This window comes from Micromonospora sp. CA-269861, from assembly GCF_050948505.1.
Taxonomy (GTDB): Bacteria; Actinomycetota; Actinomycetes; order Mycobacteriales; family Micromonosporaceae; genus Micromonospora.
In genome coordinates this window covers 5,403,622-5,423,604 of record NZ_CP192014.1, presented here as the reverse complement: position 1 = coordinate 5,423,604, position 19,983 = coordinate 5,403,622, and the positions used below count along the sequence as shown (strand labels likewise).

Annotated in this window: 20 protein-coding genes; 14 read left to right on the top strand and 6 right to left on the bottom strand. The window is 70.8% G+C overall.

Going from position 1 to position 19,983, the window contains the following annotated elements; all coding sequences use genetic code 11:
• Positions 1–536 precede the first annotated feature (536 nt).
• Positions 537–1,457: an expansin EXLX1 family cellulose-binding protein gene (locus tag ACQP0U_RS24720; RefSeq protein ID WP_433311346.1), complete on the bottom strand. Its 921-nt coding sequence runs from the start codon at positions 1,455–1,457 to the stop codon at positions 537–539.
• Between the two features lie 130 nt (positions 1,458–1,587).
• On the opposite strand from ACQP0U_RS24720, the gene ACQP0U_RS24715 reads away from it, so the two are divergent.
• A complete protein-coding gene (locus ACQP0U_RS24715) occupies positions 1,588–2,397 on the top strand; it encodes a class I SAM-dependent methyltransferase (protein WP_433311343.1) in 810 nt (269 codons plus the stop codon).
• Here ACQP0U_RS24715 and ACQP0U_RS24710 read toward each other — a convergent pair whose 3' ends face one another.
• Positions 2,398–3,000: a TetR/AcrR family transcriptional regulator gene (locus ACQP0U_RS24710; RefSeq protein ID WP_433311340.1), complete on the bottom strand. Its 603-nt coding sequence runs from the start codon at positions 2,998–3,000 to the stop codon at positions 2,398–2,400.
• A 128-nt stretch (positions 3,001–3,128) separates the two neighbouring features.
• Here ACQP0U_RS24710 and ACQP0U_RS24705 point away from each other — a divergent pair, with 128 nt between their 5' ends.
• The 3 genes from ACQP0U_RS24705 to ACQP0U_RS24695 all read left to right on the top strand — a co-directional run bounded on the left by ACQP0U_RS24705 (position 3,129) and on the right by ACQP0U_RS24695 (position 6,286).
• Entirely contained in the window at positions 3,129–3,965 is an 837-nt protein-coding gene (locus ACQP0U_RS24705) for an SDR family oxidoreductase (protein ID WP_433311337.1), read from the top strand.
• A 152-nt stretch (positions 3,966–4,117) separates the two neighbouring features.
• Positions 4,118–5,344 (top strand): epoxide hydrolase family protein, encoded by a 1,227-nt coding sequence (locus ACQP0U_RS24700; protein ID WP_433311334.1) that lies wholly within the window; start codon positions 4,118–4,120, stop codon positions 5,342–5,344.
• Positions 5,345–6,286, top strand: coding sequence for a redoxin family protein (locus tag ACQP0U_RS24695; protein WP_433311331.1), 942 nt, complete (start codon positions 5,345–5,347; stop codon positions 6,284–6,286).
• Between the two features lie 48 nt (positions 6,287–6,334).
• On the opposite strand, the gene ACQP0U_RS24690 is transcribed toward ACQP0U_RS24695, so the two are convergent.
• The gene (locus ACQP0U_RS24690) at positions 6,335–7,210 is read right to left on the bottom strand and encodes a transglutaminase domain-containing protein (protein ID WP_433311329.1); all 876 of its coding nucleotides are present in this window, start codon (positions 7,208–7,210) and stop codon (positions 6,335–6,337) included.
• 66 nt (positions 7,211–7,276) lie between these two features.
• Between ACQP0U_RS24690 and ACQP0U_RS24685 the strand changes: the two genes are divergently transcribed.
• From ACQP0U_RS24685 to ACQP0U_RS24665, 5 genes are all read left to right on the top strand, one after another.
• A complete protein-coding gene (locus tag ACQP0U_RS24685) occupies positions 7,277–7,906 on the top strand; it encodes a GNAT family N-acetyltransferase (RefSeq protein WP_433311326.1) in 630 nt (209 codons plus the stop codon).
• A 34-nt stretch (positions 7,907–7,940) separates the two neighbouring features.
• The gene (locus ACQP0U_RS24680; protein WP_433311323.1) at positions 7,941–8,840 is read left to right on the top strand and encodes a hypothetical protein; all 900 of its coding nucleotides are present in this window, start codon (positions 7,941–7,943) and stop codon (positions 8,838–8,840) included.
• Positions 8,841–9,144: 304 nt separating this feature from the next.
• The gene (locus ACQP0U_RS24675) at positions 9,145–10,017 is read left to right on the top strand and encodes a GyrI-like domain-containing protein (RefSeq protein ID WP_433311321.1); all 873 of its coding nucleotides are present in this window, start codon (positions 9,145–9,147) and stop codon (positions 10,015–10,017) included.
• Between the two features lie 20 nt (positions 10,018–10,037).
• Complete coding sequence (locus ACQP0U_RS24670) at positions 10,038–10,370, top strand: PadR family transcriptional regulator (RefSeq protein WP_433311318.1); 333 nt, start codon at positions 10,038–10,040, stop codon at positions 10,368–10,370.
• Positions 10,331–11,305 (top strand): hypothetical protein, encoded by a 975-nt coding sequence (locus tag ACQP0U_RS24665; RefSeq protein ID WP_433311316.1) that lies wholly within the window; start codon positions 10,331–10,333, stop codon positions 11,303–11,305. The genes ACQP0U_RS24670 and ACQP0U_RS24665 overlap by 40 nt, the downstream gene beginning before the upstream one ends.
• Positions 11,306–11,308: 3 nt before the next feature.
• On the opposite strand, the gene ACQP0U_RS24660 is transcribed toward ACQP0U_RS24665, so the two are convergent.
• A complete protein-coding gene (locus tag ACQP0U_RS24660) occupies positions 11,309–11,806 on the bottom strand; it encodes an NUDIX hydrolase (protein ID WP_433311314.1) in 498 nt (165 codons plus the stop codon).
• 174 nt (positions 11,807–11,980) lie between these two features.
• Between ACQP0U_RS24660 and ACQP0U_RS24655 the strand changes: the two genes are divergently transcribed.
• The 4 genes from ACQP0U_RS24655 to npdG all read left to right on the top strand — a co-directional run bounded on the left by ACQP0U_RS24655 (position 11,981) and on the right by npdG (position 15,494).
• Complete coding sequence (locus ACQP0U_RS24655; RefSeq protein ID WP_130403226.1) at positions 11,981–12,184, top strand: hypothetical protein; 204 nt, start codon at positions 11,981–11,983, stop codon at positions 12,182–12,184.
• 83 nt (positions 12,185–12,267) lie between these two features.
• Entirely contained in the window at positions 12,268–13,173 is a 906-nt protein-coding gene (locus ACQP0U_RS24650) for a histone (RefSeq protein ID WP_433311311.1), read from the top strand.
• An 80-nt stretch (positions 13,174–13,253) separates the two neighbouring features.
• Complete coding sequence (locus ACQP0U_RS24645) at positions 13,254–14,684, top strand: RNB domain-containing ribonuclease (RefSeq protein WP_433311309.1); 1,431 nt, start codon at positions 13,254–13,256, stop codon at positions 14,682–14,684.
• A 111-nt stretch (positions 14,685–14,795) separates the two neighbouring features.
• On the top strand, positions 14,796–15,494 hold the full coding sequence (gene npdG, locus ACQP0U_RS24640; protein WP_433311306.1) for an NADPH-dependent F420 reductase: 699 nt from the start codon (positions 14,796–14,798) through the stop codon (positions 15,492–15,494).
• Between the two features lie 57 nt (positions 15,495–15,551).
• Here the strand turns inward: npdG and panB are convergent, their stop codons facing one another.
• Positions 15,552–16,397 carry a 3-methyl-2-oxobutanoate hydroxymethyltransferase gene (gene panB, locus ACQP0U_RS24635; RefSeq protein ID WP_433311304.1) on the bottom strand — a complete coding sequence of 282 codons (846 nt, stop codon included), beginning with the start codon at positions 16,395–16,397 and terminating at the stop codon, positions 15,552–15,554.
• Between the two features lie 218 nt (positions 16,398–16,615).
• Positions 16,616–18,373, bottom strand: a complete 1,758-nt coding sequence (locus ACQP0U_RS24630) for an NAD+ synthase (RefSeq protein WP_433311301.1) — start codon at positions 18,371–18,373, stop codon at positions 16,616–16,618.
• 214 nt (positions 18,374–18,587) lie between these two features.
• Between ACQP0U_RS24630 and glnA the strand changes: the two genes are divergently transcribed.
• The gene (glnA, locus tag ACQP0U_RS24625) at positions 18,588–19,937 is read left to right on the top strand and encodes a type I glutamate--ammonia ligase (protein WP_091409557.1); all 1,350 of its coding nucleotides are present in this window, start codon (positions 18,588–18,590) and stop codon (positions 19,935–19,937) included.
• The last annotated feature ends 46 nt before the right edge of the window (positions 19,938–19,983 follow it).

Below are 19,983 nucleotides of genomic sequence, written 5' to 3'. Positions count from 1 at the left end.
TGCCCTGACGCAACCCGGATTCACTCATTCAGCGGATCTGGTGGTCGTTCGCGAAGAGTTCCAAGTCCAACGAATTCACGCGATCCTCGTCTGTGGATCCCCCTGCGATGATCTCGTGCATGACTCGACGGCGCGCGGACAGGCTGGCGAACGTGGTCGGCCTCGTAACGCTTGGTTTCGGTGTGGTGTTGACGGCCGTTCCGCGACGCAGCGCGGCGGCCCTCGGGTTGGGTGATCGCCCTGCCCTGGCCCGAGCGGTCGGTCTGACTGATCTCGTCGTCGGTTCCGGCGTCCTGTACGGGCGCCCCCGTTGGCCGTGGATGGCGGCGCGGGCGACCGTGAATCTCGTGCTGACCGGCTGCTACGCAGCGGAGGCCAGCCGCCCGCACGGGGACCGGCGGGCTCGTGCCGGAGCGATTGCCATGGCATCACTCACCGTGGTGGATGCCACGTTGGCCGCTGCGCTGGCGACCCAGCGTCGCATTCAGGACACCCGCCGATAGCCACGTGCTGCTCTGCGGAGCCGAATCGATGAGTCAGCAGCGGGGGCGGTCGAGTGGAGCGGCGGCACCGGCGAGCGCTTCGACCGTCGCCGTCGGCGCGACCGACTCTGTCGGGGTCGGCGAGGGCGCGATGGTGGGGCTCGGCGGGGCCGCGGGTGAGCTGCTGGGCGTGGGGGAGGCGCTGGCGAGGGTGGCCGTGCTGCGTTGCACCTGCTTCGTGACCATGCGGATGCTGGTGGCTGTCGCCTGGCGTCCGTACACGTCGGTGACCCTGATGCTGTAGGGCCCGGGGCCGATCCCACCCTCGATGGTCCAGTGGTTGTCGCTCTGCCGGGCGGCCTTGCGGAAGCCGCCGCCCGGCCCCTTCGCCTCGACCGAGCGGATCGGGTTGCCGTGGTTGCCGACCTGCACGGCGAACCAATATTTCGAGGCGCCGCCCTTCATCCGGAAGGTGAGCCCTCCGTCGAGCGGCGGGTTCACCACCGCCCGGTACGTGACGGAGGCGATGCCCTGCGACCGGTCGGCGATCCTGGTGAACGCCTCGGTGGACAGGTCGATCTTGCTGGGTCCGCAGCCGCCGCACTGGTCCATCACCATGACCCGGACCTTGCCCTTCGGGCCGGTCACCTCCAGAAAGCTGCCGCAGGCCGCCGACCCGGCGTACTGGGAGGATCCGAGGGCGACGTAGAGCCGGTCCGCCGGAGGGCCCGGGAAGGAGCAGTTGCCGCCCGAGCGGCCCGCGTCGTAGAAGCTGGCCTTTCCCTTGTGTACGGCGTTGCCCGTCGGTGGTGCGGCGCAGGCGGGGGTGGCGCCGCCGCGGACGGCGAGGGTGATGCCGAGTACGGCGGCCAGGGCGGTGACCCCGGCACCGGCCAACCAGTGCCGGCCCCGTCGACTCAACCGGGGCGTGCTGGCCGGGATGTCGTTGTCGGGGGCCGTGCCTGGTGCCGTCACGGCACCTGATGTTGCCGCACCATGCTGTGGCAGCGCAAAGCCGTCCCAGCGATCGTCACTCGCCGGATCGGCGGGGGCGCAATCCGTTGAGTACGGTGGTGACGACCAGGTCGGCGGAAAGGGGCACGAGGTGAAGCCCTCGATCTCCGACGTGCAGGAGTACCTCTCACTGGAGCCGCTGACCACGCGGATCCAGACGCATCAGCGCTACAGCGAAGTCCCGGACGACGTCGAGGGCACGGTCCGGCAGGCGGTGTCGCTGTCCAGGGACGCGAACCTGCTCGATGTCGGCTGCGGCACCGGAGCCTTTCTCCGCAATCTCGCGGAGCGGGGCCATCGCGGCCGGCTCGTGGGGCTGGACACCTCACCTGCGGCTGGACGCGCGCTCCGGGACGTCGCAGGCGTGTCGGCGCAACTCGGCAACGCGATGGACCTGCCGTACGACGCGGAGGTTTTCGATGTCGTCACGGCGCGCCACATGCTCTACCACGTTCCGGACGTGCGGCGGGCGTTGGCCGAGTGTCGGCGGGTGCTCAGGTCGGAGGGAGTCTTCGCAGCCGTGGTCAACACCCCCGGCGCGACGCCTCGTGTGTCGGCGCTCGTCGCCGAGCTGGTTTCGGCGGCGGGGATCGACGTTCCGATCGTGCCCAACTCGCGGGTCCACAGCGACAATCTGCCCGAGATGATCGAGTCGACCTTCGGCGCGGTCGCGGTACACCGATACGACAACGCTCTCGTCTTCGACAGTCCGGAGCCGGTCATCGCGTTCGCGGCGGCCCAACTGTCGTTCTACGGCGTCGAGCCGGACTCGGCCCTCCGCCCGGAGTTGACGCGAGCCATCGGCGCCAAGGTACGCGCCTGGTTCGCCTCCGAGGTGGGGCCGTGGCGCGATCCCAAGGGCTACGTGATCTGCACGGCGCGTCAGGGCCGGCAGAGCTAGTCACTCGCCGGATCGGCGGGGGCGCAGGCCGTTGAGGGCGGTGGCGATGACGAGGTCGGCGTACTCGGCGGTGAGCGGCCCGCTGCGGTGCAGCCAGCGGTTGAGTACCGGCCCCCAGATCATGTCCACCGCCACATCCAGGTCGACGTCCTCGGCGATCTGACCCGCCCGCTGGGCGCTGCGCAGGCGCTGCCGCTTGGCCTCCTTCAACGGCCCGTCCAACCGTTCGGCGTACGCGGCGGCCAGCTCGGGGTCGAGCGCGATCTCGGTGGCCAGCGCGCGCATCGGTTGCTCGTAGCGGGGGTCGTTCATCTCCTCGACCGTCGCGCGCAGCACCAGGGTCAGGTCCGCCGCGAGGTCGCCGGTGTCCGGCAGCGTCGGCGGCCCACCCTCGGTGGCCTCGCTGAGCATGAGGAAGGCGTCGAAGATGACAGCGCCCTTCGACGGCCACCAGCGGTAGATGGTCTGTTTGCCGACGCCGGCCCGCGCGGCGATGCCCTCGATGCTGAGCTTCGCGTACCCCACCTCCTGGATCAGGTCGAAGGCCGCGGTGAGGATGGCGCGTCGCGAGGTCTCTTTCCGGCGGGCCGTGTTGGGCGTCATGGGGTAGCACGATACCAGCGGACGAGACGAACCGTCTCGTCTTGACGACGGCATCGCCGCAGGTCTAATCTCCTCTTCACAACGAGACGGACCGTCTCGTCTCGCGTTACCTGAAGTGGAGATCCAACATGCGTACCTGGTTCATCACCGGCGCCAGCCGTGGCCTGGGCCGTGCCTTCGCCGACGCTGCCCTCGACCGCGGTGACCGGGTGGTCGCCGCCGCCCGGACCATCACCGCTGAGGACTTCGACGAGAAGCACGCGGACCGGCTGCTGACAGTGACCCTCGACGTGACCGACCGCGCGGCCGTCATCGCCGCCGTCAACACCGCTGTCGAGCACTTCGGCAGGCTCGACATCGTCGTCAACAACGCCGGCACCCTGTCCATGGGCATGATCGAAGAGTTCACCGAGGCCGAGGCGCGCGCCCAGTTCGAGGTCAATCTCTTCGGCGCGCTCTGGGTCAGTCAGGCCGTGCTGCCACACCTGCGCGCTCAACGGTCCGGCCACATCGTGCAGGTGTCCAGCATCGCCGCACTCGGTGGCTTTCCGAGCACCGGCATGTACAGCGCGAGCAAGTTCGCCCTGGAGGGCATGAGTGAGGCGCTGGCGATGGAGGCGGCGGCCTTCGGCATCACTGTCAGCATCGTGCAGCCGGGCGGCTACTGGACCGACCTCTACACCAGTCTGAGCGCCACCACCCCGATGGAGGCGTACGCGCCACTGCGCGGCGAACTGGAGCGTCAGTGGGCCGAAGGCTCGATCGACAGCGAACCCCGGCTGGCCGCCGACGCACTGCTGCAACTGGTCGACAGCGACGACCCGCCGCTGCGGCTCCTGCTCGGCAGCATGGTGTACGACCTGGCGTTCGACATCGCCCGCCGACGGATGGACACCTGGGCGGGCTGGGAGCAGGTCAGCCGAGCCGCCGAGAAAGCAGTCGCGGCGCCTGGGCCGACGCACTGACGAGCCGTATCGCCACGGGCCCGGGGTGCGGCGTTCTAGGCTCCGAGATATGGCGGCGGCGTGCCCAACTCTTTGGCACATAAGTCCGGGCAGAGCCCTCACCCCATGATTTCTCCTCGCGAGGCGCAAACCTAGACGGAGAGGAAACACGCATGGCTGTCAAAACCAAGACTCGTCCGGGCACCACGGAGATTCGGCCGTTCTCGGTCGACATTCCGCAGGCCGACCTCGATGACCTGAAGAGGCGCATCAAGGCCACCCGCTGGCCGGACAAGGAAACGGTGAACGACCAGTCGCAGGGCGTGCCACTCGCCACGATTCAGGCCGTCGCCCGCTATTGGGAGAAGGAATACGACTGGCGCAAGGTCGAGGCGCGGCTGAATTCCGTACCGCAGTTCATGACCACCATCGACGGGGTGGACATCCACTTCATCCACGTGCGCTCGGAGCACGAGGACGCGATGCCGCTCATCGTCACCCACGGGTGGCCGGGGTCGATCATCGAGCAGATGAAGATCATCGAGCCGCTCACCGATCCCACGGCGCACGGCGGGAGCGCGGCGGACGCCTTCCACCTGGTGATCCCGTCGCTGCCCGGCCACGGCTTCTCCGGCAAGCCGACCGAGCCGGGATGGAACCCGCAGAAGATCGCGACCGCCTGGACCGAGCTGATGAAGCGGCTGGGCTACAACCGCTTCGTCGCGCAGGGCGGCGACTGGGGCGCGGTCATCGTCGACCAGATGGGCCTCCAGGCACCTCCGGAACTGCTCGGCATCCACACCAACATGCCCGGCGCGATCCCACCCGAGATCGACCTGTTGTTCCAGGGCGACACCACCGGCGCGAACAACGCCATGGGCTCGCTGCCGTCCGGTCTCTCCGACGACGAAATGCGTGCCGCCGAGGAAGCCAACTTCGTCTGGAAGCACGTCGCGTACGCCCTCATGATGGCGACTCGTCCGCAGACGCTGACCGGGTTGGCGGATTCGCCGGTCGGCCTGGCGTCGTTCCTGCTCGACCACGACGCGAAGAGTCTGGCCCTGATCGCGCAGGTCTTCGACGGGGCAAAAGCGGGCCTCACCCGCGACGACATCCTGGACAACATCTCGCTCTACTGGTTGACGAACACCGCGGTCTCCGCGTCCCGTCTGTACGCGGAGAACAAGCTCTCGTTCTTCGCCGCCAAGGGCGTCAAAATCCCGGTCGCAGTGAGCGTCTTCCCCGACGAGTTGTACGAGGCGCCGCAGAGCTGGGCCGAGCAGGCGTACTCCAACCTCATCTACTACAACAAGCTCGACGTGGGCGGGCACTTCGCGGCCTGGGAACAGCCGAAGATCTTCTCTGAGGAGCTTCGCACCGCCTTCCGGTCGCTGCGCTAGATGGCCGTGCACCTGCCCCCGCTGAACGGGGCGGCCGAGTGGCTCAACTCCGAGCCACTCGGCCCCGCCGACCTGGGCGGGCGCGTCGTCCTGGTCAACTTCTGGACGCTGACCTGCATCAACTGGCTGCGTCAGGAGCCGTACGTGCGTGCCTGGTCGCAGGCCTACCGCGACGACGGGCTTGTCGTCATCGGGGTGCACACCCCGGAGTTCGGATTCGAGCACGACGTCGACTGGGTGCGGCGGGCGGTGGCGGCCCGGTCGATCGACTACCCGGTGGCGGTCGACAACGACTACGCGATCTGGCAAGCCTTCGACAACCACTACTGGCCGGCGCTCTACTTCGTCGACGCCGACGGCGTCATCCGCGACGACCACTTCGGCGAGGGACGCTACGAGCAGTCCGAGCGGGTGCTCCAGCAACTGCTCGGCATCGAGCGCGCCCCCGTACCCGTCACGGGGGTCGGCCCGGAGGCGGAAGCCGACTGGGACAACCTGCGGACGCCCGAGACGTACCTCGGTTTCAGTCGCGGAGAACACTTCGCGTCGCCGAACGGCCCCGCGCTCGACGAACGCCGCGCCTACCAGGTGCCGGAGAGCCTCGGCCTCAACCAGTGGGCCCTGGCGGGGGAGTGGACGATCGGGTCGGAGAAGGTCGCGCTCGACCGCGCCGGCGGCGGCATCGCCTTCCGGTTCCACGCCCGCGACGCGCATCTCGTGCTGGCCCCCGGGGCGGGACCGCCGATCCCGTTCCGCGTGCTGCTCGACGGCGCGGCTCCCGGCCCGTCCCACGGTGTCGACGTCGACGAAGACGGCAACGGTGTACTCCAGGACGGCCGCCTCTACCAGCTCGTCCGCCAGGACGGCGCGGTCCGTGAGCGGACCCTGGAAATCACGTTCGGCGAGCCCGGCGCCGAGGCCTACGCCTTCACCTTCGGGTAGGGCGTGTGTCGAATCCCTGGCCGGGGCTCCGACACACGCCGGGGCCGCTCAGCGGCGCAGGTCGACCATGCTGACGGTGCCGGAGACCGGCGAGACGCTCTCCACCCGGGATCCGGGACGGAGTCGGGCGTCGCTGGCGTACCGGTCGGCGAGAACCTTCTCCGCGGCCTCGTCGCCGTCGTCGGCGGCGAGCAGCAACGCGGCGATCTCGTCCACGAGAGTGAGGTCGGCGGTGGCGACGTCGTCGGTCATCGCGTCGAGGCTGTCCCAGAGCAGCAACTCGTCCTTCTGCCGGTGGGCCAGCTCCAGCAGGACATAGTCGTGGATGAACCAGTCGCCTCGGATCGGCAGCTCCGGGCTCACGCCGTACACCTCGGGGTCGATCGTCCCGGCCCGGTACGCCGACCACACCCGCGCCGCCGAGTCGAAGAGGCCGGCCTTCGGGTCGATGTCGTAGCCGTCGAACCCCCAGTCGCCGGCCGGGTCGACCTCCGGGTCGGCCCAGACCCAGCGGTCGCCGTTCCAGTACTCCACCAGCACGTGGTCGTGGTGCCAGCCGGGCACGAAGTACGAGGCGAACCCGACCCGGCTGCGGCTGGGAACGCCGTGCTGACGGAGCGCCGCCACCGCGAGCAGCGTGTGGTCCCGACAGCAGCCGGCCACCCGGTCGACGGCCGGACGCTCGGCGGCCAGGGGCAGCGGGAATCGGGACTGGTCGGTGTCGAGGATGCGGTCCACCCAGCGGCAGTTGACCTCCTCCAGCCGGTCGGGGGGCAACTCGACGCCGCCGGCGCGGTAATGAACGATCACGTTGCGGACGGTCGCCGCCACCGAGGCGAGGTCAGCCGGTACCGCGTCCAGCAGCGTGGCGTGCCGACCGGGATCGCTGTACGGGGAGTGCTGCCGGTAGTCATCGACGTTCATGAGACGAGTCTGCCTCTTGGCGTCGGGCCCGTGGGGTGGCGTCGGCCTGCAATATTGTTGGCTTCCATGACGACCCCCGAGATCACCATCGCCACCCCAGCGGACCGTGACGCGGTGGTCGGCTCCCTGGTTGCCGCGTTCGTCAAGGATCCCGTCCTGCGGTACCTGTTCCCCGACGAGGACACCTACCCGCGGTACGCCGCTGCCTTCTTCGGGCACCTCTTCGACAAACGGGTGCACCGGTCGTCGATCTGGACGATCGGGGGCGGTGCCTCCGTGGCGATCTGGGAACCGCCGGCTGACGCGTCGGCCGCCGGGCACGCGTCGGCCGCCGGGCACGCGTCGGCCGCCGGGCACGCGCGGGCCGCCGGGCACGCGCCGCCGGAGGAAGCGCGGTACCCCGCCGACGTGCTGGCCCGGGTGCAGGGCTACGACAAGACAGTGCACGCCGCCCTGCCGACGTTCCCGTTCTGGTACCTCGGTGTTCTGGGCACCCACCCGGACAGCGCCGGACGCGGTTGGGGCCGCGCCGTCATGCGGGCCGGGCTGGATCGCGCCGCCGCCGACGGCCTGCCGGCGATCCTGGAGACCAGCAACCCGGGCAACGTCGAGCTGTACCGCCGGGCCGGCTGGGAGGTGGTGGGCTCCCTGTCGGAGCCCGTGCCCACCTGGATCATGCAGCAGCCACCGAGCTGAGCACCGCGATTCCGCACCTCCTACGATCGGCGGCGTGCACACCACCCCCTCCAGCCCCATCGACGTGGCGCAGGTCTTTCCCCCGGTTGCCCCGTTGGCGCGGACGACCGTCCGGTTGCATCCCCGGCCGGGTTCGCCGACAGCGGAGCAGAGTTCGGTAGGCGGACCGCTGCTGTGGCCGGTCGACGAAGCCTGGCCGATGTGTGACGGACCGGAGCCCGGCGACCATTACCGCGACGGTCCGGGCGAGCCGGCGGCACCGCTGGTGCCGGTCGTGCAGTTGCTGGCCGAGGACGTGCCAGAGGTGCCGTTCCCGGCGGGTACGGACATGCTGCAGGTCCTGTGGTGCCCATTCGACCATGACCCGTGGACGACACCTCGCCCTGCGCTGCGGTGGCGTCGTCGCGCCGACATCGGTGCCCTGCTTCACGAAATGCCCGCACCGGACGTGGAGTCAGATCCAGCGCACGTCCCCAACCCGTGCGTGCTCGACCCGGAGCGGGTCACCGAGTACCCGGGCTGGGACCTCCCGGATGACGTGTGGCCGCAGATCGAGGGCACGATGAGGCAGGTGGCGCAGGAAACCGGTTGGGAGTACGAAACCGATCTGGCGGTCGCCTCGGGGATCAAGGTCGGCGGTTACCCCGGCTGGACCCAGTTCCCGGACTGGCCGGTCTGCGAGTGCGGCTCGTCCATGGACCATCTGCTGACGGTCGCCAGCTGGGAGTTCAGCCGCGGTGACGAAAAACGGTGGATTCCGGTAGAGGATCGTCCGGCGATGGCCGGTTGGGGATGGGACACCGACGACGATCACCCGTGGCGGACGATCCAGAACCCCAGCGGGCTCATGCTGGGCGACGTCGGCGGGATCTACCTGTTCGTCTGCACCGCCTGCCCCACCAGGCCGTTCGACTACCGCTTCGACTGTTCCTGACGAGTCCGGATGGTCACTGGCAGGCTCACATCCCCGGCTACCGCCGAATCTTGGACAGTTTCCGTTAGCTGGTAACGGAAACTGTCCAAGATCTACGCGTGGCCGTCGGCGACGTGCGGTCAGCAGGCGACGAAGATGCGGGCGTAGATCTCGGCGGGGCTGAGAAGCATCCGGTGCCCGTGCCACCAGGGGCTACGACGCAACGACAGGTGCCGGAGGCACCCGACCGATGCGGGCAGCACATGTCGGGTGGTCGACCATCCCCGCGACCTAGCGTCAGTGCTCGAAAGGGAAGGAGGCCCGGGTGCTGGATCGGCTCAACGAGGCCATGGCGTACATCGAGCGGCACCTCGACCAGAAGATCGAGGTGGCCGAGCTGGCGCGGATCGCGCTGACGTCGGAGTACCACTTCCGACGGCTGTTCTCCGCACTGGCCGGAATGCCGCTGTCGGAGTACATCCGTCGGCGTCGGCTCACCGTCGCCGGCGCGGACGTGCTGGCGGGGGAGCGGACGTTGCTCGACGTCGCTGTGCACTACGGCTACGGCTCGGCGGAGGCGTTCGCCCGGGCGTTCCACGCCGTGCACGGCGTGGGGCCCGGAGAAGCTCGGCGTACGGGGGCAGCGCTGCGCGCCCAGCCCCGGATGTCCTTCCGACTCACCGTCGAAGGGAGCGGCAGCATGGAGTACCGAATCGTCGACAAGGACGCGTTCGCGCTGGTGGGGCGCAAGGCCCGGGTTCCGCTGGTGCACGAGGGGATGAACCCGGCGATCGTCGCGTTCATCAGGAGCATCGACAAGGAGACGACCGGGAGGATCGAGGCGCTCTCCGATCAGGAGCCGAAGGGGATCGTCAACGTCAGTGACAACCTCGCCGACAGCCGGCAGGAGGGCACCGAGTTGGACTACTGGCACGGCGTGGTGACCGGTGCCGTACCGCCGGAGGACCTGGACGCGCTGCCGGTGCCGGCCGGGTCGTGGGCGGTGTTCACCACGTCCGGTGCGTTTCCGCAGGCGGTGCAGTACCTGTGGCGCGACGTGTTCACCCAGTGGTTCCCGTCCAACCCGTACCGCAGCCGACCTGGACCGGAGATCTCCCGGGTGCGGGTGTCCGCGGACGGCACCGAGGCGGACGCCGAGCTGTGGATCCCGGTCGAACGGGTACCCACCCCTATGTAGAGTTCCGATACAGTGGCCGGATGCGGATGACCATTCCGGTCGCGAAGGTGCTCGCGGCGCTGCTCGCCGAGCCCGACGAGCAGCGCTACGGGCTCGACCTGATGCGATTGACCGGCCTGCCCAGCGGCACCCTCTATCCGGTGCTGCACCGGTTGCAGGGAGCCGGCTGGCTGGCCGCCGACTGGGAGGCGATCGATCCCGTCGCGGTCGGCCGGCCGGCCCGCCGCTACTACCGGCTCACTGCCGTCGGGGTGTCGCAGGCCCGTCAGGCGCTCGCCGACCTGCGGGCCGCGATCCCCGAGGGTCGTCCCTCGTGGGGCGGCACCGGGCCCGCCGGGGCGCCGGCATGGTGACCCGCCGGGTCGCCGAGTGGCTGTTGGGGCTGGCCGCGCGTCGCTGGCCGGTCGACGTCCGCGACGACCTGCGCCGCGAGTGGGCCGCCGAGCTGCACGTACTCGCCGAGAGCGGCCGGCGGACGAGGATGGTCGGCTTCGCGGTGAGCCTCGCCGTCAGTCGCGCCGGTGCCCCGCTCGTCGACCGCAGCCTGCTGCACCGGCGAGCCCGCCGCACCGTGGCCGCGCTGCTGCTGGCCCCGCTCGCCTGCGCCGCGATCGTGTTCGCCAGCGCGGTGCTGATGAACGTGGTCCTGAACTGGCTACTGCTGCGGCCGCAGTTCCAGCTACCGCTCTGGTCGTTGTCGACCGCCGGGCTGGCGGTGCTCCTGGCGGTGTACGCCGCACGCTGGGCCCGGCACACCGCGCTCGGCGGCCCGCTGCGCATCGCGCTCGGGGTGGTGCTCCCCATCGGTGCGGTCATGGCTCTGGCCGGGTACACCCTCGACACCGGCGGAATGGTCGGCGCCGTGCCCGGTCTGCTGCTCTGGTTGGCGGGAATGACACTGGTCCTCTGGGCCGCGGCGACCCTCAGCGTGCGGGGGCGGGTCCGGGCGGCCTGGTGGCTGGGCGTCCTCGGCGCGCTCGTCGTCGCCGACGTCGCCGTGATCCTCTTCGTGGTCGGGAACATTCCCGGCTCCGGCGTCGTGGTCGAGGGTACGGCGGGGGACAGCGTCGACCGGATCTCGGCACCGCTGTGGCTCTTCGCCTGCTGGACCGACTGGAACTTCGGCCTGCCCCGGCCCACCCGTTGGGAGATCTTCCTGATCACCGACGAGGTGCTGGTGGAACCGTTGTTCTACCTGGCCTGCACGCCGTACGCGCTCGCGTACGCGATCCGGGCGGCCCGGTCCGCGCCGGCCGCACCGGTCGTCCTCGCCGCGACCCCGGTGTGAACCTCAGTCGGGTACGTCGTCCCAGGTCGTACCCGGCTCCAGGTAACCGGTCAACTGGTTCTCGCGCAGCGCGTACGCGAGAACCAGCAGGGCGTGCTTGTCCAGCTCGGGCAGCCGATCCAACGGGAACCACCGCACGGCCAGCGACTCGTCGTCGTTGACCCGGGCGGTGCCGGCCACCAGCCGACACAAAAACCCCAGGTTCAGGTATTCGCAGCGGTCCCCGTTCGGGTAGGTGTGCGGGTGCGAGACGGCGCTTGTCATCCGCACCGGTGCGACGTCCAGCCCGGTCTCCTCGCGCACCTCGCGGACCAGCGCGGTGGCCGGCTGCTCGCCCGGCTCGACGAAACCGCTGATCACCGACCAGCGTCCGTTGTCGGCGCGCTGGCCGAGCAACAGCTCACCGACGTCGTTGCGGACCACCGCGCTGACGCTCGGCAGCGAGAGCAGGTCGTGACCGACGTGCTTGCGCAACCCCACTATGTAGTCCGGTATCGCCATCCGGCGATCATAGATGCGACCGCAGTGGGGCTCACCTGCGCATCTTCTGAAGTTCCAGTCCCACGCGTTTCGCCGTTTCGGCCCGACGAACGCCATGCATATCTACTGTGGAGATCGTCGGCGACTTGTGCGATCCGGTGGCGGCCGGCCGGTTCGCGGTGCACAGTGATTCCCATGAGCGACAGCGGACGTGGTGGGCAGTTCTACTGGTGCACCCGGCATCACCGGGTCGAGACGGACGCGAACGTGTGTCCGGCGAAGCACGTTCTCGGCCCGTACGACTCGGCGGCCGACGCGGAGAACGCCCTGCAACGAGTGCAGGAGCGGAACGAGGCGTGGGATGCCGAGGACGCTCGTTGGGCCGGGGAAGACAGATAGGCGGCGCGGGACGGCTCGCGCCGAAGCATTTCGTGCTCCGCGAGGACGCACGCGAGAGCACGTCCCCCGAGGAGGGAACCACGATGGCCGAAGCACAGCAGGCCACCAAGCGCCCGGCCGCCCGACGCACCACGGCGAAGAAGACCGCCGCGGCGGAGCGGAACACGGCGGCGAGCCGGACCACCCCCGTGCGCAAGTCCACCACTGGGGCCGCGAAGGCACCGGCCCGCAAGGCCGCCGGCGGGGCGGGCCGCGCCCCGGCCAAGAAGACCACCACGGCGGCGAAGAAGGCCCCCGCGAAGAAGGCAACGACCAAGACCACCGCCGCGGCCAAGAAGGCCCCTGCGAAGACCTCGACCGCCACCCGCAAGACGACCGCCACCGCCAAGCGGGCTCCGGCGTCCACGGCGCGGAAGACCACCACCGCCGCGAAGAGGACCACGGGTACGGCGAAGAAGACGGTGAGCGCGGCCAAGAAGACCACCGCCTCGGCGGCGAAGAAGACCACGGCCGCAGCGAAGGCCCCGGCGCGCAAGACCGCGACCGCGGCTCCCGCGCGCAAGACCGCGACTGCGGCATCGGCGCGGAAGACCGCGACCGCAGCCCCGGCGCGGAAGACCGCGACTGCGGCACCGGCGCGGAAGACCGCGACCAAGGCGTCCGCCGTCAAGAAGACGGCGGCGAAAAAGACCGGCGCGACGAAGAAGGCAGTCGCCAAGAAGGCGCCGGCGAAGAAGACGGCGTCCACCCGCCCCAGCGGCGGTGCCCGCAAGGCTCCGGCCAAGAAGGCGCCGGCCGCGAAGGTGACGGGCACGTCGTCGACCACCGCCCGCAAGGCGGCGGCGAAGAAGGCCCCGGCGAAGAAGACAGTCGCGGCCAAGGCGCCGGCCCGCAAGGTGACGGCCCGCAAGTCGCCGGCCCGCCCGGTCGCCGCACGGGCCACCGCCCCGAGGGGTGCCCGCAGCGCTGCTCGGAAGGCGACCGGCTGAGAGCGGGCCACCCCTCGCCGGGCGGATTTCTCGGCCGGTCACCGGAAGCGGATCACCCGTGGCGCTGTCAGGATTGACCCGTGGTCATCCGACGCGTACTCGCGCCCCGCATCGACTTCGGCGCGTTGCGCCGCGAACTCGGCCTGCCCGAGGAGTTTCCGGCAGACGCCCAGCGTGAAGCGGACGAGGCGGCTGCGGCACCGCCGCAGCCGCCCGTCGACCGCACCGACATACCGTTCGTCACCGTCGACCCCGCCACCTCGCGGGACCTGGACCAGGCAATGCACCTCGCCCGCCGCCCCGGTGGGGGCTACCGGGTGCGGTACGCGATCGCCGACGTCGCCGCGCACGTCACCCCGGGTGGCGCGTTGGAGGCGGAGACCTGGCGGCGGGGGCAGACCATCTACCTGCCCGACGGGAACGTGCCGCTGCACCCGCGCACCCTCAGCGAGGGTGCCGCCAGCCTGCTGCCCGACGACGACCGGGCCGCTGTGGTCTGGACCATCGACCTGGACGCCGACGGTGGCACCGTGGCCGTCGAGCTGGAACGCGCCCTGGTCCGCAGCCGGGCCAAGCTCGACTACACAGGGGTGCAGGCGGCAGCCGACGCCGGGCGGCTGCCCGACCCGATCGCGCTGCTGCCGGAGATCGGCGACCGACTGACCGCGCGTGGGTTGCGGCGCGGCGCCATCAACCTGCCCCTGCCCGAGCAGGACCTGGAGCCCGACGGCGAGGGCTGGCGGCTGGTGCTGCGCGCCCCGGCGCCGATGGAGGAGTACAACGCGCAGATCTCCCTGCTGACCGGGATGGCGGCCGCCGACATCATGCTTGCCGGCCGGATCGGCCTGCTGCGGACGATGCCAGCGCCCAAACCGGAGGCGGTGCAACGGCTCCGGGCCGCCGCCGCGCCGCTGGGCGTGCACTGGCCGGACGACGTGGGCCCGGGTCAGGTCATCGCCGGTCTGGACGCCGCCCAGCCGCGCGCCGCCGCGTTCATCGACCAGGCGGCCGAGCTGATGCGCGGTGCCGCGTACACCGCCTTCGACGGGGAACTGCCGGAGCAGCCGGAGCATGGCGGCGTGGCGGCCGCGTACGCCCACGTGACTGCGCCGCTGCGGCGGCTGGCCGACAGGTACGCCACCGAGGTCTGCCTGGCCCTGCACACGGGCAAGCCGGTGCCCGACTGGGCCCGCGCGGCGCTGCCCCGGCTGCCCGAGGTGATGGCGAGCACCGACCGGGTCGCCTCGGCGGCCGCCCGTGGCGCCGTCGAGCTGGCCGAGGCGGCGGTGCTGGAACACCGGGTCGGCGAGACCTTCGACGCGGCAGTCCTCGACGTCGACGCCCCGCCCAACGGCAAGTCCCGGCCCCGACCCCCTGGTGGCACCGTCGCGCTGGACGCCCCGCCGGTACGCGCCCGCTGCCTCGGCCAACTGCCACTCGGCGAACGGGTCCGGGTCCGTCTGGTCACTGCCGACCCGGCGGCCCGTACCGTCCTGTTCGAGCTGGCGTGACCGCGCTGCCGGCCCTGGCCTGGTCCCCGTCGGCGCGGTCGCCAGTGGCAGCGGGGATTCTCACAGCGCTCGACGCTGCTGACCTACCGAGCGGTTTGCGAGGATGAGGCCATGGCATACGACGCGAGCACGCTGCCCGACGTGTCCGGGCTGACGGTCGGCATCATCGGCGGCACCGGCGACCAGGGGCGGGGCCTCGCCTACCGGTTCGCGCGGGCCGGCCAGACGGTGCTGATCGGGTCCCGGTCGGCCAAGCGGGCCGCCGAGTCCGCCGCCGAGATCGCCGCCCTGCCCGGGGTGCCGGCCAGCGGAAGCGTCACCGGCGCCGCCAACGACGAGGTGGCCCGACAGAGCGACGTGGTGATCATCGCGGTGCCGTGGGACGGGCACGCCGCCACCGTCGCCGCCCTCGCCGAGCCGCTCGCCGGGCGGATCGTCGTCGACTGCGTCAACCCGCTCGGTTTCGACAAGCAGGGCCCGTACGCGCTGACCGTCGCCGAGGGCAGCGCCGTGCAGCAGGCCGCCGCGTTGCTGCCCGACTCCCGGGTCTGCGCCGCGTTCAACCACGTCAGCGCACCACTGCTCGCCGACCCCGAGGTCGACCGGATCGATCTGGACGTGCTGATCTGCACCGAGGACCGTGAGCTGGTCGACATCGTCGGCGCGCTCGCCGCCCGGATCCCCGGCATGCGGGGCATCTACGCCGGCCGGTTGCGCAACGCCCACCAGATCGAGGCGTTCACCGCCAACCTGATCGCCATCAACAAGCGCTACAAGGCGCACGCCGGCATCCGCGTCACCGACCTCTGACCAGGCCGCCGGCATCGGGGTGTCCCCGGCGTGGGGGCACCCCGAGCCTCGCCGGTGCTAGAAGGTGTGTTCGGCGGCGGGGAACTCGCCGCCGCGGACCTCGTCGGCGAAACGGCGGGTGGCGTCGGTGAGAGCCCCGGCCAGGTCCGCGTACCGCTTGACGAAGCGGGGGGCCTTACCGGTCCGCAGCCCGGCCATGTCCTGCCAGACCAGCACCTGCGCGTCGGTGTCCGGGCCAGCGCCGATGCCCACCGTGGGGATCGGCAGTTCGTGGGTGATCCGCTTGGCCACCTCGCCGGGCACCATCTCCAGCACCACAGCGAACGCGCCCGCCTCCGCCACCGCCCGCGCGTCGGCCAGCACCTCGTCGGCGGCGTCGCCCCGACCCTGCACGCGGTAGCCGCCCAGGGTGTGCTCGCTCTGCGGCGTGAAGCCGATGTGCGCCATCACCGGAATGCCCGCGCCGACGATCGCGGCGATCTGCGCGGCGTTGCGACGGCCACCCTCCAACTTCACCGCGTGACAGCCACCCTCCTTCATGAACCGGACGGCGGTCCGCAGCGCCTGGGCCGGACCCTCCTCGTACGAGCCGAACGGCAGGTCACCGACGACCAGTGCCTGCCGGGTCGCCCGCACCACGGCCCGGACCAGCGGAAGCAGCTCGTCGGCGGTGATCGGCAGGGTCGTCTCGTAGCCGAACACGTTGTTGGCGGCCGAGTCGCCGACCAGCAGCACCGGGACACCTGCCTGGTCGAAGATCGACGCCGTGTACTGGTCGTACGAGGTGAGCATCGGCCACCGCTCGCCGCGCTCCTTGGCGGCGAGCAGGTCGCGGGTGCGGACCCGTCGGGTGGCCGGGCCGCCGTACAACGCGGTCACCTCGGGTCCAGTGGACTCCACCATCTCTGTCTCCCTTCCTCGAGGCCGCCTGCGCGGTCCCCGGGTTCTGTCGCGATCGTCGCACCGCGAGACGGGATGACGGCAGGGCCCAGTGCAAGATGTCACTCCACCAGCGCGGGGCCGCCCCGCTGAGGCCGCGCGGCCGCCCGGGACCGCGCCGCGAGGTCACCGCTCGGCGGCGCCGGGCCGCGCCACCGACCCGGCACCCCCAGGAGTACGGCTCAGCCGTGCTCGCGCCACCTGTTGGTGATCGGCAGACGGCGGTCCCGACCGAACGCCTTCATGGAGATCTTCGTGCCCGGCGCCGACTGCCGTCGCTTGTACTCGGCGGTATCCACCAGCCGCAGCACCTTGTCCACGATCGCCGGGTCGTGGCCCGACTCGATGAGCCCGTCGCGGCCGAGGTCGCCGTCGACGTAGCCGATCAGGATCGGGTCCAGGACGTCGTAGTCGGGCAGGCTGTCGCTGTCGAGCTGGCCCGGGCTCAGCTCGGCGCTCGGCGGCTTGCCGATCGAGTTCTCCGGGATCGGGGCGGTCTCACCGCGCCGGGCCGCGTCCCTGTTGCGCCACTTCGCGAGCCGCCAGATCAGCGTCTTCCAGACGTCCTTGACCGGGTTGAAGCCGCCCACCGAGTCGCCGTACAGGGTGGAGTAGCCGACCGCCAGCTCACTCTTGTTGCCGGTGGTCAGCACCAGGTGGCCCTCCTGGTTCGACAGCGCCATCAGGATCACGCCACGGACCCGGGCCTGCAGGTTCTCCACTGCCACGCCGGACAGTGACAGGTTGGCCAGGAAGCCGTCGACCATCGGCTGGATCGGCTCGACGCGGTAGTCCAGGCCGGTGCGCTTGGCCAGGTCGGCGGCGTCCTCCCGGGAGTGCTCCGAGGAGTGCTGGCTGGGCAGCGACACCCCGACCACCCGGTCCGGGCCCAGAGCGTCGACGGCGAGCGCGGCCACCACCGCCGAGTCGATGCCGCCGGAGAGACCGAGCACCACCGACGGGAACCGGTTCTTGTTGACGTAGTCGCGCAGACCCAGCACCAGCGCCTGCCACACCTCCGCCTCGTCGGCCACCGGCTCGATCAGCCCGCCGGTGGCGGCCGGGCCGGACGGCGTGGGCGGAATGCCGTCCACCGTGCTGTAGACGATCCGCATGCCGTCCGCCACCGTCTCGGTGGTCGGCGGGGTGGCCGAGGCCGGCACCTCGACGTCGTGCACGAGCAGGTGTTCGACGAACTGCGGGGCCCGGGTGAGCAACTCACCGTCGGCGCTCACGATCATCGAGTCGCCCTCGAAGACCAGCTCGTCCTGGCCGCCGGTCATGTTGACGTACGCGATGGCGGCGCCCGCCTCGGCGGCCCGGCGGCGCACCAGCGGCAGCCGGATGTCGTCCTTGTTCAGCTCGTACGGCGAGCCGTTGATGTTGACGACCAGCCCGACGCCGGCCCGCCGGGCGGCGGCGAACGGACCGCCGGCCTGCCACAGGTCCTCGCAGATGGTCAGCGCGACGTCCACGCCGCCGATCCGCACCACCGTCAGCGCGTCACCGGAGACGAAGTACCGGTCCTCGTCGAAGACCCCGTAGTTGGGCAGGTGGTGCTTGAAGTAGCGGGCGGCCACGACGCCCCGGTGCAGCAGCGCGGCGGCGTTGCGGGCACCTCGGCCCGGTTCGGCGTCCCCGCTGACCTGCGGCGGCCCGTCGGCGTCCAGGTAGCCGACCACGACCGGCACCTCGCCGAGACCGTCGGCGGCCAGGTCGGCGGCCAGCCGCTCCACGGCGGCCCGGGACGCGGCGACGAAGGAACGCCGGAAGACCAGGTCCTCGACCGGATAGCCGGTCAGCATCATCTCCGGGAAGAGCACCAGCTGGGCACCGGCATCGGAGGCCTGGCGAGTCCAGCTGCGGACCAGGTCAGCGTTTCCGGCGAGGTCGCCGACGCTCGGGTTGACCTGGGACAGGGCGAGACGCAGGGTGGGCATGTCCTCATCTTGCCCCAGCCCCCGCACGTCCATCCGTAGCCTCGGACGAGATTGCCGCCACCCGCCAGGGCCGGCGCTCGCCGGGCGGGACACGAGGGGACGGCCGGCGGCAGTTCGCGTAACGTCTGCGTAACCAGGCCCGGGAACACTGGGCGATCAGGTCGGGTGCAGCCCGACCAAGGCGGACAAAAGAGTGTCGCGAGGGGTTGGGGAAGTGGACCGTCAGCAGGAGTTCGTCCTCCGCACGCTGGAAGAGCGGGACATCCGGTTCGTCCGGCTGTGGTTCACCGACGTTCTGGGCACGCTCAAGAGCGTTTCGGTGGCACCCGCCGAGCTGGAGGCGGCCTTCGAGGAGGGCATCGGCTTCGACGGCTCGGCGATCGAGGGCTTCGCCCGGGTCTTCGAATCGGACATGGTGGCCATGCCCGACCCGACCACCTTCCAGGTCTTCCCCTTCGAAGGCGGGGTCAGCGGCGAGAGCGCCCGGATGTTCTGCGACATCCTGCTGCCCGACGGCGGGCCGTCCTGGGCCGACCCCCGGCACGTGCTGCGCCGCGCGCTGTCCAAGGCAGCCGAGAAGGGCTTCACCTTCTACACCCACCCCGAGATCGAGTTCTTCCTGCTGGAGAACGGTCCGCAGGACGGCTCGGTGCCCACCCCTGTCGACACCGGCGGCTACTTCGAGCACACCACCCACGCCGTGGCCCGGGACTTCCGCCGCCAGGGCGTGCTGGCGCTGGAACGGATCGGCATCTCGGTGGAGTTCAGCCACCACGAGGTCGCGCCCGGCCAGCAGGAGATCGACCTGCGCTACGCCGACGCGCTGACCACCGCCGACAACATCATGACCTTCCGGCACGTGGTCAAGGAGGTCGCGCTCTCCACGGGTGTGCAGGCCAGCTTCATGCCGAAGCCGTTCACCGACCAGCCGGGCAGCGGGATGCACACCCACCTGTCGCTGTTCGAGGGGGAGCGCAACGCCTTCCACGACAGCGGCGACCCGATGAAGCTGTCCAAGGTGGCGAAGTCGTTCATCGCCGGCCTGCTGGTGCACGCCCGGGAGTACACGGCGGTCACCAACCAGTGGGTCAACTCGTACAAGCGGCTCTTCCCGCAGCACCTGCCGGACCGGATCACCGAGAGCCCCGCGTACGTCTGCTGGGGTCACCTCAACCGGTCCGCTCTGGTCCGGGTTCCCGCGTACGGCAAGCCCAACTCGGCCCGGGTCGAGGTCCGCTCCCTGGACTCGGCGGCCAACCCGTACCTCGCCTTCGCGGTGCTGCTCGGCGCCGGCCTGAAGGGCATCGAGGAGGGCTACGAGCTGCCGCCGGGCGCCGAGGACGACGTCTGGTCGCTGACCAGCGCGGAGCGACGCGCCATGGGCTACGAAGCGCTGCCGGAGAACCTCGCCGAGGCGATCGACGTGATGGCCGGCTCCGAGCTGGTCGCCGAGGTGCTCGGCGAGCACGTCTTCGACTTCTTCCTGCGCAACAAGCGGGCCGAGTGGGAGCAGTACCGCCGCGAGGTCACCCCGTACGAGCGGCAGCGCTACCTGGCGCTGTAGTCGCAGGGGCTGACGCGATTGCGCGCTGGCGCTATCGTCTCGATCA

Bases quoted from the DNA above. Each gene is read 5' to 3' on its own strand.
- ACQP0U_RS24670 (WP_433311318.1), top strand. From the start codon at position 10,038: ATGCGGATGACCATTCCGGTCGCGAAGGTGCTCGCGGCGCTGCTCGCC.
- ACQP0U_RS24705 (WP_433311337.1), top strand. From the start codon at position 3,129: ATGCGTACCTGGTTCATCACCGGCGCCAGCCGTGGCCTGGGCCGTGCC.
- ACQP0U_RS24655 (WP_130403226.1), top strand. From the start codon at position 11,981: ATGAGCGACAGCGGACGTGGTGGGCAGTTCTACTGGTGCACCCGGCAT.
- panB (WP_433311304.1), bottom strand. From the start codon at position 16,397: ATGGTGGAGTCCACTGGACCCGAGGTGACCGCGTTGTACGGCGGCCCG.
- ACQP0U_RS24685 (WP_433311326.1), top strand. From the start codon at position 7,277: ATGACGACCCCCGAGATCACCATCGCCACCCCAGCGGACCGTGACGCG.
- ACQP0U_RS24660 (WP_433311314.1), bottom strand. From the start codon at position 11,806: ATGGCGATACCGGACTACATAGTGGGGTTGCGCAAGCACGTCGGTCAC.
- ACQP0U_RS24700 (WP_433311334.1), top strand. From the start codon at position 4,118: ATGGCTGTCAAAACCAAGACTCGTCCGGGCACCACGGAGATTCGGCCG.
- ACQP0U_RS24710 (WP_433311340.1), bottom strand. From the start codon at position 3,000: ATGACGCCCAACACGGCCCGCCGGAAAGAGACCTCGCGACGCGCCATC.
- ACQP0U_RS24695 (WP_433311331.1), top strand. From the start codon at position 5,345: ATGGCCGTGCACCTGCCCCCGCTGAACGGGGCGGCCGAGTGGCTCAAC.
- ACQP0U_RS24690 (WP_433311329.1), bottom strand. From the start codon at position 7,210: ATGAACGTCGATGACTACCGGCAGCACTCCCCGTACAGCGATCCCGGT.
- npdG (WP_433311306.1), top strand. From the start codon at position 14,796: ATGGCATACGACGCGAGCACGCTGCCCGACGTGTCCGGGCTGACGGTC.
- ACQP0U_RS24650 (WP_433311311.1), top strand. From the start codon at position 12,268: ATGGCCGAAGCACAGCAGGCCACCAAGCGCCCGGCCGCCCGACGCACC.
- ACQP0U_RS24630 (WP_433311301.1), bottom strand. From the start codon at position 18,373: ATGCCCACCCTGCGTCTCGCCCTGTCCCAGGTCAACCCGAGCGTCGGC.